This window comes from Paenibacillus sp. FSL R7-0297, assembly GCF_038009025.1.
Lineage (GTDB): Bacteria > Bacillota > Bacilli > Paenibacillales > Paenibacillaceae > Paenibacillus_AQ.
The window spans coordinates 6,862,303-6,878,774 of sequence record NZ_JBBPAQ010000001.1 but is presented as its reverse complement, the minus strand read 5'-3'; the positions used below and the strand labels follow the sequence as shown (position 1 = coordinate 6,878,774).

The 16,472-nt window shown below is 52.8% G+C and carries 13 protein-coding genes; 6 read left to right on the top strand and 7 right to left on the bottom strand.

The genetic code is table 11. The features are described from left to right. Positions 1–375: 375 nt before the first annotated feature. Together MKZ24_RS29815 and MKZ24_RS29810 are read left to right on the top strand one after the other, a co-directional pair. Positions 376–831: a VOC family protein gene (locus MKZ24_RS29815; RefSeq protein WP_042140871.1), complete on the top strand. Its 456-nt coding sequence runs from the start codon at positions 376–378 to the stop codon at positions 829–831. A 30-nt stretch (positions 832–861) separates the two neighbouring features. After that, the gene (locus MKZ24_RS29810) at positions 862–1,560 is read left to right on the top strand and encodes an SDR family oxidoreductase (RefSeq protein ID WP_340789427.1); all 699 of its coding nucleotides are present in this window, start codon (positions 862–864) and stop codon (positions 1,558–1,560) included. A gap of 75 nt (positions 1,561–1,635) precedes the next feature. On the opposite strand, the gene MKZ24_RS29805 is transcribed toward MKZ24_RS29810, so the two are convergent. Continuing rightward, on the bottom strand, positions 1,636–2,058 hold the full coding sequence (locus MKZ24_RS29805; RefSeq protein ID WP_042233766.1) for a response regulator: 423 nt from the start codon (positions 2,056–2,058) through the stop codon (positions 1,636–1,638). Positions 2,059–2,072: 14 nt separating this feature from the next. Next, on the bottom strand, positions 2,073–3,290 hold the full coding sequence (locus MKZ24_RS29800; RefSeq protein WP_340789425.1) for a sugar efflux transporter: 1,218 nt from the start codon (positions 3,288–3,290) through the stop codon (positions 2,073–2,075). Positions 3,291–3,426: 136 nt separating this feature from the next. Between MKZ24_RS29800 and MKZ24_RS29795 the strand changes: the two genes are divergently transcribed. Together MKZ24_RS29795 and MKZ24_RS29790 are read left to right on the top strand one after the other, a co-directional pair. Then, positions 3,427–4,338, top strand: coding sequence for a helix-turn-helix domain-containing protein (locus MKZ24_RS29795; protein WP_052416096.1), 912 nt, complete (start codon positions 3,427–3,429; stop codon positions 4,336–4,338). A 180-nt stretch (positions 4,339–4,518) separates the two neighbouring features. Beyond that, positions 4,519–7,341 carry a glycoside hydrolase family 3 C-terminal domain-containing protein gene (locus MKZ24_RS29790; protein ID WP_340789422.1) on the top strand — a complete coding sequence of 941 codons (2,823 nt, stop codon included), beginning with the start codon at positions 4,519–4,521 and terminating at the stop codon, positions 7,339–7,341. Positions 7,342–7,677: 336 nt separating this feature from the next. Here the strand turns inward: MKZ24_RS29790 and MKZ24_RS29785 are convergent, their stop codons facing one another. Next, positions 7,678–8,589, bottom strand: a complete 912-nt coding sequence (locus MKZ24_RS29785) for a helix-turn-helix transcriptional regulator (RefSeq protein ID WP_340789420.1) — start codon at positions 8,587–8,589, stop codon at positions 7,678–7,680. Between the two features lie 192 nt (positions 8,590–8,781). Here MKZ24_RS29785 and MKZ24_RS29780 point away from each other — a divergent pair, with 192 nt between their 5' ends. Next, complete coding sequence (locus MKZ24_RS29780) at positions 8,782–11,913, top strand: alpha-mannosidase (RefSeq protein ID WP_340789418.1); 3,132 nt, start codon at positions 8,782–8,784, stop codon at positions 11,911–11,913. Between the two features lie 17 nt (positions 11,914–11,930). Further along, on the top strand, positions 11,931–13,070 hold the full coding sequence (locus tag MKZ24_RS29775; protein ID WP_042233777.1) for a glycoside hydrolase family 88/105 protein: 1,140 nt from the start codon (positions 11,931–11,933) through the stop codon (positions 13,068–13,070). A 336-nt stretch (positions 13,071–13,406) separates the two neighbouring features. Here the strand turns inward: MKZ24_RS29775 and MKZ24_RS29770 are convergent, their stop codons facing one another. The 4 genes from MKZ24_RS29770 to MKZ24_RS29755 all read right to left on the bottom strand — a co-directional run bounded on the left by MKZ24_RS29770 (position 13,407) and on the right by MKZ24_RS29755 (position 16,374). Next, entirely contained in the window at positions 13,407–14,354 is a 948-nt protein-coding gene (locus MKZ24_RS29770; protein WP_042233780.1) for a phosphotransferase enzyme family protein, read from the bottom strand. A gap of 58 nt (positions 14,355–14,412) precedes the next feature. Then, entirely contained in the window at positions 14,413–14,868 is a 456-nt protein-coding gene (locus MKZ24_RS29765; protein WP_042233782.1) for a DinB family protein, read from the bottom strand. Between the two features lie 200 nt (positions 14,869–15,068). Continuing rightward, positions 15,069–15,611, bottom strand: coding sequence for a poly(ethylene terephthalate) hydrolase family protein (locus tag MKZ24_RS29760; RefSeq protein WP_231637800.1), 543 nt, complete (start codon positions 15,609–15,611; stop codon positions 15,069–15,071). Between the two features lie 328 nt (positions 15,612–15,939). After that, positions 15,940–16,374 (bottom strand): GNAT family N-acetyltransferase, encoded by a 435-nt coding sequence (locus MKZ24_RS29755; RefSeq protein ID WP_042233787.1) that lies wholly within the window; start codon positions 16,372–16,374, stop codon positions 15,940–15,942. Positions 16,375–16,472 lie beyond the last annotated feature (98 nt).

The following is a 16,472-nucleotide window of genomic DNA, read 5'->3' as shown; positions in this document are numbered from 1 at the left end:
TAGCCCGTAGATGCCGGAGTATTTGAGCAGATTGTTGTAGGAAATACAAGAATGTTTCATTAATCAGCTTGGATGGGGAGAATTGCTGCATTTCGTACAACAATTCCCGCTTACGGCGGATTTGACGGGCAGAATGTTGTATTCTGTGCAGGAATTCAGAGCGGCTCATTACTTTAGTCGGCAGTCACCGGGTCTCCGGCACATCCAGAGGGTTAAGTCGGTGATTCTTGCGGCACAGACACTTGAAGTGCGAGGATTCGCTGCTCTGAAGAGCAAAATCTGTTGTTTTTTACCGGGAAGCATCTCTGTGCCAGGCTTGACAGCCCTTTCATCGTTTGGGTATGGTAGTCTGGTCAGAATAGAAGGAGGTATAGCCTGATGTCAGGATTGCTTGGGAATCACTTCATTACGCAGATTGGAATTCTGGTGAATGATATCGAGAAGGTAAGCGCGGCGTATGCGGACTTCTTTGGCATCGAGAAACCGGAGATCGGCATTACAGATACGGCAGATATTGCTCAGACTAACTATAATGGCGGGGCGACGGAGGCTCGGGCGAAGCTTGCTTTTTTCGATATGGGCTCCCTGCAGCTGGAACTGATTGAACCGGATCATCAGCCTAGCACATGGCGCGACTATCTGAATGAGCACGGAGAAGGGCTTCACCACATTGCTTTTGCAGTAGAGGGAATGAAGGAGAAGATTATGCTGCTCGAAGGCAAGGGCTTCCCGCTTCAACAGAAGGGGGAGTACACCGGAGGACGTTATGCTTATATGGATACGTTCAAAGAGTTGAAGGTGATCCTGGAGCTGCTGGAGAACGATAAATAAGTAAGAGTGTCATAGAGGAGGAATGATCATATGAATATACTGATTACCGGGGCCGGACGGGGACTGGGATTGGATCTCGTTAAGATAGCGCTGGAACACGGACATTCAGTCATTGCCGGTGTGCGTGACCCCCGCCGGGGGCAAGACGCATTGTCCGGGCTTAGCGCAGATTATGGAGACAAGCTGACGGTGGCTGCGCTCGATGTTACGGACGAAGAGGGGATCGCAGCGCTTGCTGCCAGCCTGAAGGAAGAGGGGCGCGCGCTGGGCTCCATTGTTAACAATGCTGCCGTGCTGAATGCCTCAGACACCCCGCTTGAAGAGCTGGACATTGCTGAGATGCAGCTTGCGCTGGATATTAATCTGTATGGGCCGATGCGGGTGGTCAAGCACTTCCTGCCGCTGCTTACAGAGCCGGAGGCTTCGATCATCAACATCTCGTCCGAGGCAGGCAGCATTACGAATGCTTACCCGGGCAGCTACCCGTACACCATCTCCAAGACAGCACTTAATATGTTCTCGCAGAAGCTGCATGTTACCCTGAAAGAGCGTGGTGTACATGTACTAAGCGTGCATCCCGGCTGGATGCCCACCGATATGGGCGGGGAGAAAGCGCCAACGAGCCCGCGCACCAGTGCCGAAGGTATTATCAGTCTGCTTGAGCAGCGCACCGCGCCGGAGGGGCACTTCAGGTTCGTGGATTACACGGGTAAGGATATGGAGATTTAGACTTATATATATTGAAAAAGAGATCAGCGGATCGTTCACCGCCGGTCTCTTTTTGCGTGCTGCCGTAATTATAGGTCATATCATCTGGTCTGAGCGCTGGAGCTCGGCTTGTTCGAGATAGGGATGATTATAACCGTTGCTCATCCCTGCTGATCCAAGCAGCAGCATGTCTTCCAGCTCCCCAAGTTCAATGGGCTTCAGCAGAGAATCGATGCCGCCCTGGCAGAAGGCCTTCAGGACAAATTCATGGCTGCTGGTGACGATGATTCTGCCGTTTGTCTGCTGATCATACCACTGGTCCAGCGGCATGGCTTCGCTCAGCAGCAGCAGCCTGGCATCTGTAATAATGAGTTCAGGTCTATGCTTCTGAATAAGCCGCAGGGCAGAAGGCTCGCAGCCGGATTCCAGAATATCCGCCGCTTCGGGGAAGAGCTGCTCCAGCATGTGCTTTAGGCGATCACGTACATGAGGGTTATCGTCAATGAGTAGTATTTGCATAGGAATGCCTCCTGTCAGGATGCCATTTGATGGGTGATTTTCTCTTCCGGGGAACGCTGCGGCCATAACAGCAGTCCCAGTGAACCTACAATAAGGATCAGGCACAGCCAGTAAGAATGCCGGTAGCCTACCCACTGTGCGGCGGCTCCGCCTGCCAGGCTTCCGGTCAGTCTGCCGATCGTTGTAGCATTGGTATACAGCGTTGATGCGTAGCCCGGGAGGTCCGGCAGCAGGTCCTGGATATAGCTGATTCCAATCGCTGAGATTACGGCTACGAAGAAAGCCAGCAGCACCTGTCCGGCAATGAGCTGCCACAGCTCTCCAGCCCCAAGCACCAGCAGGTAATAGACTGCACCGAGCACGATTCCCCAGCCCATCAGCGTCTTGTTAGAATATTTGGCGGATAACAAGCCAAGCATGAACATGAACGGAATTTCCAGCAATGCGCATATACTCGCAACCGAAGCGACATTCTGCGTATTGCCTCCAAGCGTATTGATGATGAATAGTGAAATGTTCAGGTTATTGGCCCAGTGTCCGGCATAGAGCAAAGTCAGGACGAGAAAAGGTACCAGCACCCGGGTATTCCGGTGCAGCCGTACCGGCTTGTGTACACTTGTGCGGGCCTGTCTGACGGCTGCGGTTGCGGATGAACGTACGAAACTAAACACAAGCAGCGCATTCAGTAAGAAAATTATGGTGGTAGACAGGAACACACCCTGATATCCGAAATGGTCCAGCAGAACGGCTCCTGCCAGCGGACCGCTAATGAATCCGAGTGAGAACATAGAGCGTAAGGTAGAATTGGCAAAGGCATGGTCAGCGGATGCGCTGGCGTTCACAGCTTCCCTGCTACTAGCGAATAATTGCGGCATCGCCGGAGCGCCGGCTGCGGTGAACACAGTCATATAGATCAGCAGCGGGTAGAAGTCATGGATAAATATATATCCGGCAAAAGCGATGGCATTAAACGTCATGCAGATGACCATAAGCTTGCGGCGGCTCAGGCCGGTATCCGAGCGTTTGGCAATCAGCATACTTAGAGCGACACCGCTGATGAGCGTCACGGCAGTGAAGATTCCAAAGGTTCCGGCGGATACGCCAAGCTCTTCCGTGAAGTAGACAGCCAGGAACGGGGCGCTGATCGAGATGGCCATTCCCTGCAGCAGCATGCAGAGCAAGAATATCGGATAGGTTGGAATCAGAAGCAGGGCATAGGTTCTTTTTAACATGGAGGCAATGCAGTTCCTTTCGGCATAAGCTTGCGGACTTATCTTTGATTTGGTTATAGTATAGTTAATTATTTGCGAATATTGAATGTTTTATCTGATCATAAAAATATACTATTTGGCTGGGATGGTGACGATTGTGGACGTGAGACTGCATGCCTGCGCGTATTCTTTTCATACGCTGCCCTTCAAAACCTCCTTTACTCCCCCGCCGTTTTTCCTCTTCCGGCTGCAGGTGGTGGGCAGCTGCAAGGCGCTAGTCAACGGGAGAATGACAAGAATTCAACCCGGGGATTTGCTCATCTACCAGCCCGGAGAGCCTTATCATCTGGTGGTGGAGGAAATGGACGGGAGGATCGAGAGCGGCGATTATTATCTGCTCTGTGAAGGCTCGTGGATTCAGCAGTGGTGGGAATCGCAGCCCCGTCTGCTGCATCAGCGGATCCATCTGGATGCCGGCATGCTATCCCTCTGGCAGCAGCTCAGCATAGAGCAGCACCGGATCGTCCAGGACAGCCCGGAGCTGATCCGCCATCTGCTCTGCGCGCTCTGCCTGTCGCTTGACCGCTTGTCGGTGGAAGCCGCCAATGTTGAGGATGCGCCGAAGCGGTCCAATGAAATGGTGATGAGAATGCACCGCTATATTAATGAGCATGCGCTCAGTCCGCTGCGGGTAGAGGATGTTGCGGATCATGCCGGGCTCAGCGTGTCGCGTGCGGTGCATCTTTTCAAAGAGCTGTCAGGGTATACCATTATTCAATACACGCAGGAAATCCGGCTGTCGAACGCGCTGGAGCGTATCCGCTATACCGACTTCAGTCTGGAGAATATTGCGAATGCCTGCGGCTTCGCGACCTATTCCTATTTCCACAAAGTATTCAAGGCCAGGTACGGCATCTCCCCCAAAGAGATCCGCAAGCGGCCGCTGGAGAACAAGCCGGAAGGGGATTATGTAATTACGAGCGGAGACCTTAAATTTACCGGATTGTCGGCTGATGCGCTGAAGTTTCATTATCCGCACGGAGATTCCCCGCAGCCCGGCAGCTCCTGATTTCAGCTGACGATTCTCTAATTATGAACTGATTTTTATGTCAATTGTTCAGGTGTTGCTGTAAGCGCTAATCTTTTATGATGAGGAAGGATAGAACAACCGGGCTGTGCGGAGGACTGTGAACGCCTGGCTTTGGATGTGATGAAACCGTTATCATTAAGATTGAAGGAGCGAATATTCATGGAAACAGCTACATATCCGTTTAGACAAATTGAAGTACAGCTGAATGAACGTGTTCAGGATCTGCTCTCCCGGCTGACGCTGGAGGAGAAGGTAAGTCTGATGCCGCAATACCAGGCGGCTATTGACCGTCTTGGTGTAGGCGGTTACAAGCATGGTACGGAAGGGGCTCACGGGATTTCGTGGCTGGGCAAAGCAACCTCATTCCCGCAGCCAAGCGGACTGGCCTGCACCTGGAACCCGGAGCTGCTGCAGCGGATCGGTTCAGCGATCGGCGATGAGGCCCGGGCGTTCTACCGGAAGAATCCAACCGTTAACGGCCTGACTCTATGGGCACCGACCGTGGACATGGAGCGGGACCCGCGTTGGGGCAGAACAGAGGAGGCCTACGGGGAAGATCCTGAGCTGACGGGACAGCTGAGCACCGCACTTGTCAAAGGCATCCAGGGCGATCATCCGGTGTATTTGAAAGCGGTAGCAACCCTTAAGCACTTCCTCGGCAACAACAATGAAATCGACCGCGGTGTGGCTTCATCCAGCATTGATCCGCGGAACATGCGTGAATATTATCTGGAAGCGTTCAAGCCGGCCTTCAAGGAAGGCGGAGCACAATCCATGATGACCGCCTACAACTCCGTGAATGGCGTGCCGGTTATCCTGCACCCGGCCGTGATGGAGATTGTGAAGGGCGAATGGGAAATGGATGGGTTCATTGTAAGCGATGCCGGGGACCTGTTCGGGATTGTGAAGGATCATAAATATTACGATTCATTCGCCCAGTCGATGGCCGAGTCGATCAAGAACGGGATTGACAGTGTAACCGAAGAGACGGAGGAGACCATTAAAGTCATCCATGAGGCGCTCCGTGAAGGCCTGCTGACCGAGGAAGATCTGGACCGCGCGCTGGCGAACACCTTCCGCATCCGCTTCCGTCTGGGTGAATTTGATCCGGAGGAAGGTAATCCTTATGCGGCAATTGATGATTCCGTTATTCTCAGTAAAGCGCATAGCGACTTGTCTCTTGAAGCGGCCAAGGAATCTATTGTCCTGCTGAAGAATGACCATGCAGCCCTCCCGCTGAGTGCATCCGCGCTGTCCAAGGTAGCTGTCATCGGCCCGCTTGGGGACGAAGCCTTCAGAGACTGGTATTCCGGCACACTGCCTTATGCGGTGACACCTCTGCAGGGAGTGACCAAGAAGCTGGCAGGCAAGCAGGTCTCCTTCGAGAGCGGCAGTGACCGGATTCTCTTAACCTCAGCGGCCAGCGGCCGGACGGTGGGCATTACCGGCGAAGATGGACGATTGGCTGTGCTGCATGACAAGCCGGAGCGCGGAGAATTGTTCCGCCATACGGCTTGGGGCTGGACCGCGAATACCCTGGAGGCCACAAGCCGGGGACAATATGTCACCCTGACGGATGCCGGCACACTGACAGCTTCTTCTGATGAAATCTACGGCTGGTATGTGAAGGAATCGCTGAATCTGGTGCCCGAAGCAGAGGGTGCAGTATCCCTGCGGACCTGGAATAATAAGCCGCTGATTATTGGCGCCGAGGACGGAACCATCCGCGCTGCTGAAGAAGAGACGTCTGCCGCAGCAGCTCTATTCCATAAGAAAGTTGTAGTGAACGGCATAGAAGCTGCGGTAGAAGCGGCCCGGGCTGCTGAGGTCGCAGTTGTATTCGTCGGCAACCACCCGCTGCTGAACGGGAAGGAAGAGATCGACCGGCCGGATATCGTGCTGCCCCTAGAACAGGAGAACCTGGTTAAGGCGGTCTATGCCGCCAATCCGAATACGGTAGTGGTGATTGTCGGCAGCTATCCGATCTCTTCCACCTGGATCGATGAGCATATCCCGGCAGTGCTGTACACCTCCCACAGCGGACAAGAGCTCGGCAACGCGGTGGCAGAGGTCCTGTTCGGTGATTATAGCCCGTCCGGCAGACTGAATATGACCTGGTACCGCTCCGTGGATCAGCTTCCGGAATTCATGGACTACGACATCATCCAAGGCAAAAGAACCTACATGTACTTCGACGGGGAGCCGCTGTATCCGTTCGGCCATGGTCTGGGCTATGCGCAGGTGGCTTACAACAAGCTGTCGTTGGCAGCAAAAGAAGTGCAGGAGGACGGCATGATCAGCCTGACGGTAGAGCTGGAGAACAGTGGAAGCGTAGACGGCGCTGAAGTGGTTCAGGTGTATGTGCAGTCCCTGTCAACCCGGATCAGACGCCCGCTTAAGCAGTTGAAGGGTTTTGACAAAATCCATCTGGCCGCAGGACAATCGCAGACCGTAGCCTTTGCTCTGCCGGTGTCTGATCTCGCCTTCTGGGATGTAAGCCGTGAACAATACTGTGTAGAAGACGGAGAATACAACATTCTTGTGGGCCGTTCCTCCGGCGATATTAAGCTGTCGGCCAAGATTAGAGTACACGGCGACACGGTACCGGCGCGTAACCTGTACACAGCCGTCAAAGCCGAGAACTACGATGATTATGAAGCGGTGTTCCTGGATGAATGCAAGGCAGGCGGAGCTTCGGTACGTCCGATGAAGGACGGGGCCTGGATTGCCTTCCATAATGTACAGTTTGCCAAAGGCGCGGCTGGCGTCGAAGTGCTCGTGTCTTCCGTGAATGGCGGCAGCATTGAGGTCAGAACCGGCGGTTCGTCCGGCAAGCTGGCAGCAACGCTGGAGATTCCGGCAGGCGGGGTTCAGCAGTGGCATAGCCAGTGCGCCATCGCAGGCGTGGATGCCGGAACGGCCGATGTGTACCTTGTATTTAAGGGTGAGGTTCTGCTCAGCCGTATTCAGTTTACAGTGTAGAAGGTCCCACAAGTAGAATTGGTAAGGAAAATTGGTCTATGGACTATTGAATGTACAAAGAAATCGCTCTTTTTGAAATGGTTGGGTGGTACCTCCATTTACCAAAAAGGCGATTTTTTTTGTGTTTCAACAAGGGGTTTCGTATCCCGCTCAAACAGCGGAGAGGACGGAACGAATGTGGAAAAGCGAATGCGTTCGCCTTGGTCTCCGGATTTTCACCGCTAAGGGGAATGAAAAAAATCTGGAGACCACAGCGATTGGAACATCGGTCCGTTCGCGCAGCGTCCACCCAAGTGCTTAAGTTGATCCACTTGCTTGTTGCATGATCCGCCTGAATCAATACGACAGCGTGGACGAAGCCCCGCCGGACAAACTCTGCTGCTTACGGAATGCGGAGGGTGACATGCCGCTGAGCTTATTGAAGATGCGGTTGAACTGTGAGAAGCTGTTGAATCCGCATTGTCCGGCAATGTCAGAGATCTTCTGACGGGTATGCAGCAGCAATTGCTGGGCTTTGCGGACGCGGGTCATCTGAATGTATTCCGTCAGAGTGAAGCCGGTAACGGTTTTGAACTGATGGGACAGGTAATAAGGGCTGATATAGAATTCCTTGGAGATAGAATCCAGGGACAGCTCGCTGCTGTAATGGCTGTGAATACGGGCAGTGATCGAATAGATTTTTTGCATCATCGCGTTTCCGATCTCCTCCAGCACATAAGCGTTCTGGCCGCACTGCTGGGATAAGCTGCACAGAAATTGCTGGAACAGGCTGTGTATCAGCACTGGATTCAGCGGCGAGTCGTTGTGAGACAAGGTGAAAATGGCATTCAGCGGCTCGAACACGGCACTGCGCGGAACGCCTGTGAACCGGTAGATCGGAACCTCCCCGGCGAACGGTTGCAGCATGGTATGGTAAGCGGCCTCAAGTCCGGGGATATTCCCGGGCATGTTGAAGTTGATGATCAGCCGCTTATGCGGCGGCCCTGCGGGATACTGGGTCATATGCAGCCGGTACGGGGCGAGCAGAACAATATCATATTGCTGCAGGGCATGAACATTACCCTCAATAATATGCGTGGCGCTGGAATCGAGCAGTATGTGGATTTCATAAAAAGCATGATCATGCTGAAACTCCATATTAATGTCGTGGGACCGCTGATCGTAGTCAAAATAATAAAACAGCGGATCAGCCGGAGTATTGATACGGACGCTATATCCTTGCTCATACAACAGGTCGCTTTCAAGCATAACCTCTCTCCTCACCGTTGCCGTTATCCCAAAAGATGTAACTGCGTACTACTTACCAATTACCTGTATATTATAGGCCCAAAAAAGCAAGATATGCAATGTACAGGGCGAAATACAGCAAAAGTAAGGTAGTTTTTGAGGCGGAGGGTTTGCTATAGTGATGATATGAAAGCGGATACAAGGAGTGATGAGATGTTATTCACAGAAGAAAAGCTGATCAAGCGCCAGGCCGAGGTGGACAAATACAGATACCTTAGGGTTCTTGAGCTTACAGAGTTTGCGTTCGCGGAGGATGAGGAAGGGGCTAACGGCGTATACCCGGAGGCCGTCTCCTTTGATGGCATAATCAGACTTCAGGAGCATTGGCGCGGGCGGGACCGTTATGTCTGGCTGCGTACAGTGATCGTAATGCCCCAGAGTCAGGCAGGCTTCAGAATCGCCGGCAGATTTGACTTCGGGAAGACCGGGGACTTCAATAACTCCGGCTTTGAATCGCTGCTGTTCGTGAACGGATCGCCTTACCAGGGCGTAGATAATAACCATAGAGAGGTGATCTTCGGTGATGAATGGGGCGGGCAGACGGTAGAGCTGGTCTTCCGGCTGTGGTCGGGGCTTGAAGGCGGCGGGCGTCCCAAGATTCAGGATCACCGGATCAGCGAAGCCTTCATCGGCTACCTGGACGAGAGAATTGACGATCTGTTCTATATGTCGAAGGCCGCGCTGGATACCTTCCGTTACCTGGGCAGAGACCAGCCGGAGAAGCAGTGGCTCAAAAAAGCGCTGAACGACGCCTTCCGCCTGATCGACTGGTCGGAGCCCGGCTCGCCGGAGCATATCACCTCGCTGTACGAGGCAGGCTCCAGTCTGAATCAGGCGATAGAGGTTATGCCGCAGACTTTTGACGTAACGCTTACGGCTGTAGGCCATACCCATATTGATGTTGCTTGGCTATGGCGGCTCAAACATACCCGTGAGAAGACTGCCCGCTCCTTCTCCACCGTTCTGCGGCTGATGGAGGAATTCCCGGAGTACCAGTTCCTGCAGACACAGCCGCAGCTATACGCCTACCTGGAGCAGGATTATCCTGAGCTGTTCGGGCGGATCTCGGAGAAGGTGAAGGAGGGACGCTGGGAGGCGGAAGGTGCAATGTGGCTGGAGGCCGATTGTAACATCCCGTCCGGTGAGTCGCTGGTCCGCCAGATCATGACGGGCAAACACTATCTCCGTGAACAATTCGGAGTCGAGAGCAAATACCTCTGGCTGCCGGATGTATTCGGGTATAGCTGGGCGCTGCCGCAGATTCTCCGCAAATCGGGCATTGATACCTTCATGACCACCAAAATCAGCTGGAACCAGTTCAACCGGATGCCGCATGACACCTTCTGGTGGCGGGGGATGGACGGCTCGGAGGTGCTCACGCATTTCATCACCACCTCAGAGAAGGACGGGGCTGAATATACGTATAACGGCCGGATGACGGCGGCGCTGCTGCGCGGGATCTGGAATTCCTATCAGGACAAGGAGATCAATGATCACCTGATGTTTGCCTACGGCTGGGGCGATGGGGGCGGAGGACCTACACGGGAGATGCTGGAGCTTCGCCGGCGCTTCAACAAGCTTCCGGGCATTCCGAAGATTGAGACGGGCAGTGCCGGGGACTATTTCACCGGACTGCATGAACGGATCGGGAATGCAGAGGCATTCGTGCATACCTGGAATGGCGAGTTGTATTTCGAATGCCACAGGGGAACGTATACCTCGCAAGCCCGCAACAAGAAGTACAACCGCCGCCTGGAGCTGCTGCTGCGCGATGCGGAGTGGCTGTATACGCTGACCGGGGTAAGTCGGGGGAATCTGCAATCGGTATATCCTGCGGCTGAACTGGCGGGAATCTGGGAGATTCTGCTGCGCAATCAGTTCCATGACATCATCCCCGGCTCGTCCATCCAGGAGGTCTACGAGGACAGCGACCTTGAATATGCGGAAGGAGAGACACGTTCACTGGCGCTGATTAACGGCGCGGCTGAAGGAGAGACTGGCAGCCGGGTCACCCTGCTGAACAGCTCCAACTGGAACCGTCCGCGGTATGCACTGATTCCCGCAGAGGCCGCAGACAGCGTACAGGTTCATGACGCGGACGGGAACCGGCTGATGCAGCAGCAAACGGCAGACGGCGGAGTGCTGGTGTATGTTCCGTCGGTGCCTGCACTAGGCACGGCAGTCCTGCAGGTCGTACCCGGACATGCAGAGGAGGCATCCCGGGAGGAACAGGTTCAGCCGCTTGCAGCCGTATCCGGCAACACGCTGACAACACCGCTCCTGGAGGTGGTGTGGAATGAGCAGGGCCAGTTCACTTCGATGCTTGACCGGCGGAGCGGCCGTGAGCTGCTGGCTCCAGGGCAGCGGGGCAATGTGCTTCAGGTGTTTGAAGATAAGCCGCTGGACTTTGAGGCGTGGGATATTGATATTTTTTACCAGGAAAAGATGACGGAGATCTCACAGCTGACCGGCTGTGAGCTGACCGAGAACGGTCCGCTGCGGGCTGTGCTGCGCATGAGCTGGACCTATCACCGCACAGCGGTAACCCAGGACATCCTCTTCTACCGGGATACCGCCCGGATTGATTTCCGCACAGAGCTGGACTGGCACGGACATAACCAACTGCTGAAGGTGGCCTTCCCGGTGGATATTCATGCGCTGGAAGCTACCTATGATATTCAGTTCGGCAATGTAAAGCGCCCGACTCACTGGAATACGAGCTGGGATGTTGCCCGATTCGAAACGGTAGGCCATCAGTGGGCGGATATCAGCGAGAAGGGGTATGGCATAGCGCTGCTCAATGACTGCAAATATGGCTATGACATCAAGGATAGCGTACTGCGGCTGACGCTGCTGAAATCGGCGGTTCATCCCGATCCTGAGCAGGATCAGGGGCATCATGCCTTTACGTATGCCCTTTATCCGCATACTGGAGATTTTGTGGAAGGCGGGGTAGTCCAGGAGGCGTGGGAGCTGAATAATCCGCTGCGCACCGTTGCAGGAGAGCTGGCGGGAGCGCCGCTGCTTAATATCGGAGGCGCACATGTAATGGTGGATGCCATCAAGCGCTCGGAAGACGGCAACGATGTGGTGCTGCGGCTGCATGAATATGCCGGTTCCCGGACGCAGATCACTGTGGAGAGCGCATATTCCATTGCCTCCTGGCAGGAATGCAATCTGATGGAGGAGCCGCTCGGAGCCTGGCAGGAAGCGGAGCTGTCCTTCCAGATTAAGCCTTATGAGATCCGGACATTCAGAATGAAGCTGCGCGGGGCGCAAGCATGAGAGGGGAGCATAGCGGCATGGAAGCAGGACAGAACCTGAAGGTGTATGGAAGCACTATTAATAGAGTGGAGCTGCTCCGTAAGCTGGACCTGGTTACAGATAAGCTGATGAGGCTGAGCCGGCCGGACAACGAAACGGAATTGCAGAAGCAGGTGGAAGGAGCGGGACGGCATCGTTATTTTGCCCGTGACTTCGGGATGGAGGAATGGGATTGGCCGCAGGGGGTAGGGCTGTATGGTCTGCAAAAGCTTGACCGGCATTTCGGGGACGGCCGTTATGAGGCTTACACCAAGCCGTGGATGGCCCGTCAACTGGGGAAAGGCCTGCCCAGCCGGAACATCAATACAACCGCTCCGCTCTTATCACTGATGGAACTGGAGGAGGCCGGGGAGCTGAGTCTTGAATGGATGGATTGGCTGATGCATGGCCTGCCCCGGACACTGGAGCAAGGGTATCAGCATGTCACCACAGGTGCGGAGAAGCATGAAGTCTCACTCCATGAGAATGAGCTTTGGATCGATACGCTGTTCATGGCGATTCTGTTCACGGCCAAAATGGGAGTGAAGCATGATAACCCGCAGTGGCGGGAAGCCTCGCTGCATCAATTGCTGCTGCACATTAAATATCTGTATGACAAAAAAACCGGCCTGTTCTTCCATGGCTGGCATTGTGAGCAGCGGCATAATTTCAGCGAAGCCTTCTGGTGCCGCGGCAATAGCTGGTTCACACTCGGCCTGCCGGAATATCTGGAGCTGATGCGCCCGTATCTGGCAGAGGGGATCTTCACGTATCTCCAGCAGATCCTGCAGGCCCAGGCAGACGCCTTACTGGCTTGCCAGAGCGAGGGTGGACTGTGGCATACGCTGCTGGATGATCCGGACAGTTATACCGAGACGTCCGGCTCGGCCGCCATTGCCGCCGGTATTCTGAACGGTGTACGCACCGGAATGCTGCCGGGAGCTTATGCGGAACCGGCGCTGAGAGCGATCCAGGCTGTGCTGGATCAGATTGATGGCGAAGGCACCGTGCTTGGCGTATCGAGCGGTACTCCAATCGGTGCTGCTAAGGAGGATTACAAAGCGATTGTTATTGCCCCTATGGCCTATGGCCAGGCGATGGCGCTGGTTGCACTGGGCGAGGCTCTGCCTTACTGCTGAGGCGAAGGCGGATTTGTAGAACAGGCGGAGCGCAAGAGAAATGAGTCTGTATAAGCGGCAGCTAAGGACGGGAGAATCGTCTTCGGCTGCCACTTTTTTGTACAAGCTATAGATCTTGAGACAGGCGTATCCTATCGACAACTTGGATCCCATTCTCAAATAGCGCTTCATACACCCCGATTACACGGCTATCCGCCTCAGCGACGAAGCAATGCCCTCTTTCGGTATATTCATCAACAAGCTTCGGGGAAGGGTCCGCCGACAAAAGCAATTCTCTTGGGGGCTGTTCACCTGTAGTTAACGCTCTGATCTTCATACTATTACCTCGTTTCGCATTCACTGTTCATCCAAAGCGCCTGTGCCCCATCTGGTTTCGATCTTGTTTCTATATAAGTTCAGGATTCGAACCTCAGCCTCGCTTAGCTCTTTGAAGTTCCAGTACCTATGCATCTGATTATATTCGAAACATTCTTTAAGCTTCAGAAATAACGGGAATTTCGTAAGCATCTCAGAAGAGAGGTTATACTCCTCCTGATATCCTTCGAGCAGCGCCTTAGTAATGGATCGCTCGTAATCCCTCAGATTTCCGCCGCCCATGAAGGAGTACTCCAGTGCAGAATAGATCGGCACAACTAAATCGTATATATAGAAATGCTGTTCACAATCTTGAAAGTCAATCATGGTTAGTGCAGAGTCGCGGTCTACAAGGATATTTTCCAGCCACAGGTCACCGTGGATTAAGCCGTAATTGGTTTGATCCTGCGGCAGCTCTTTAATTTGGGCTACCACGCCGGCTGCAATCTCCCGTATGGACTTCTCTTCTACAGGAATATATTTGAGGAAATCGTATTCTTTACTTTCATACCAATGACGAATAGTTACAGTAGCTTCAGCATTCATATATCCTTTACTGACCCGGTGCATCCTGCCGATTTGTTGTCCAAGCACTCTAAATACAGCTTCATTCCACTCTGTCCGCGGCAGATGGATTCCGGGTGCAGCCTTAAATACAACGCACAGCTGTTCTTCGTCCAGGCTTAAAGGTTCAAGAAATGAACCCTTGCTCGAGGGTACAATCTCTGCGACACCTACACCTTGGTGGAATAAATAATGGGTCCACTTAAGCTCTTCTAATTGTTCTTCATAGGTCTTGTAATTTGTTATTCGGACGTAGAAGATACCCTTTCGGGAGTGACAACGGTACATTTCATTGGTTACTGCTTCAATCTTATAGAACTCTACTTGGTAGGTCTCGTTTAAAAATAACAATATTCGTTCTTCCATAAGTTAATCCCCCCATATGTTCCTCCTGCGTAATGAGCATCAACGTGTTATGGGGAAATTAGAGCCTTGCAAACGTGATGTAATCGACTGGAGCAGGCTCTGCCGAATCCATCCGAAGCGCCCGGTTAATCTGTCCCCGGTGATATTGCCCATGTAAAAGGACCTGTAACAGGATATCCCGGACGGATGTTCGGAACGGAACTCCGCTCTGGTTGGCATAATCAATCATCTTGTCCAGCCCGGATTCCTCCAGCCCTTCGATATAGATGCGGTATTGCTCAGCATTCTCTTCAAATATCTTCCGGATTGCCGTCAGGTCTTCAGCTTCCTCCCACAATGAATATTGTGCGCTGCCTTGACCCTGTAACCGGGACAGCCATACCCGCTCTGCGACTGCGATGTGCCGTACCAGCTTCAGCAGCTCTTTATTCTTCGTGTCACTCGCCTCCAGCGCGTCCAAGATCCGGCCGTCCGCCCAGTACAGGTGATCCAGCATGGACTTTATCGTTTTCATTTCGTTTCCTCCTCTTTATGTTCGAATTCCCCAATCTCCGGCAACATCATATCCGAGCGAAGCATCCTATCGTTATGCTCAAAACGCACGATTTCATCTGCAAATATAGTAGTTAAAAATGCAGCTTCCTTCCTAGAATATAGTTACTACAGGATCACCCTCTGAGTTGATTGGAACAAGGGCTTCGCTAGGCAGAAATGCTACATTGCGAGGCACAGCACCCCTATTAAAAACGGCCTCCACGAATGCGGCTGCAGCTTCTGCGGTAACGTCATGAATTGGAGCTGCATGGTTATCACCATAATGAAGCGGGATGTCTCTTGCCGAAGCAGTAAAACCGGAACCGATGACACACTGTTATCACGGCGTATCAGGTGAAAACTGGGATCAAGAAGGATCACAGCCTTGATCCGATTATCGTGCTTGGCGACTTCGAGAACAGCTGCACCCCCAAGTGAATGCCCCATTGCAGCAACCTTACCTATATCGAACAGGCCTGCAAGCTCTGAGTCGGAGCGGTTAAGCGTATCCATATATTCCAGAACGGCGGTTATTAAGTGGGCGCGGCTTTCCAGGAGACGGGACCAGCCAGCATAGTCATTGCTTGCTAATTCTGCTATTGCTGCCGCTTGCTTGATCGTGCCGCCGTCTGGAAATACGGTGAACACGGACTCATGCGGAGCACTGATAGTAACAACCATAAATCCTCTGGGGATTAGCTTAGCAATGATCCCAAGATACATATCGCGTTCCACACCGAAGCCAGGCGATATAAGGATGACGGGGTATCCTCCCTTTTTTTATAGTCAACGACTCACTTGTTGTTATAACACTGGTAATATTCAGGTTGTCAAGATTAACGCCCATCTCCGTTAAGACCGCAGCGGCCTCCGCCTGGCAGGGTGCGTATAAGTCTATACCACTGACAGAGGCTCCCCCGGAGGCTGGATAAAAAACACTAATTACAAATCTGGGGTTGCCCTCCAGAACTCTTATGGTCCTCCCGATCATTTCAACACTCCTTAAACCAGCTCTTTTGAGCAAAATCAATTTCCAATCGGGTATTCCCAGTTAGCTTTTTTGAGAGATTTCTTTGGTCAAATAATAGTGAGAGTAGCCGCCAGCGTTATGTATCGTTCCAAATACCTCGAAGCCTTGCTTCAGGTAGAAGTCCAATGCCTGAAAGCTCAAGGTGTCTAATTTGATGAAATCACATTGTTTCTCCTTAGCCATTGTTTCAGCTGCTGAGAGCAGTTTCTTACCGTATCCGAATGTCCGGCAGGCCTCTTCCACAAAAAGATAGTGCACCTCTAACCAGTTCCAACATATCTCACCGACCAATCCGCCGTAAATATGTCCAGCCGTATCTTGTAATAGCAGGTTCACTTCCTGGTATCTGCCCTTCAACTCATCAGGGAAATGCTTGAGATTAAATTCAATCATCTTGTTGGTCACATAAGACTTGTGGTGGTCTGTCTCCGGCCCGTTAACGATCTGCAATTCCATTGGCAACACTCCTTCAAGCAAGCAATGTAATAACTTAATTGTACCATTGAATTCCAGTATCAAGCTGTAAAAAACATCTAAACTTAAGCTATCCTGTC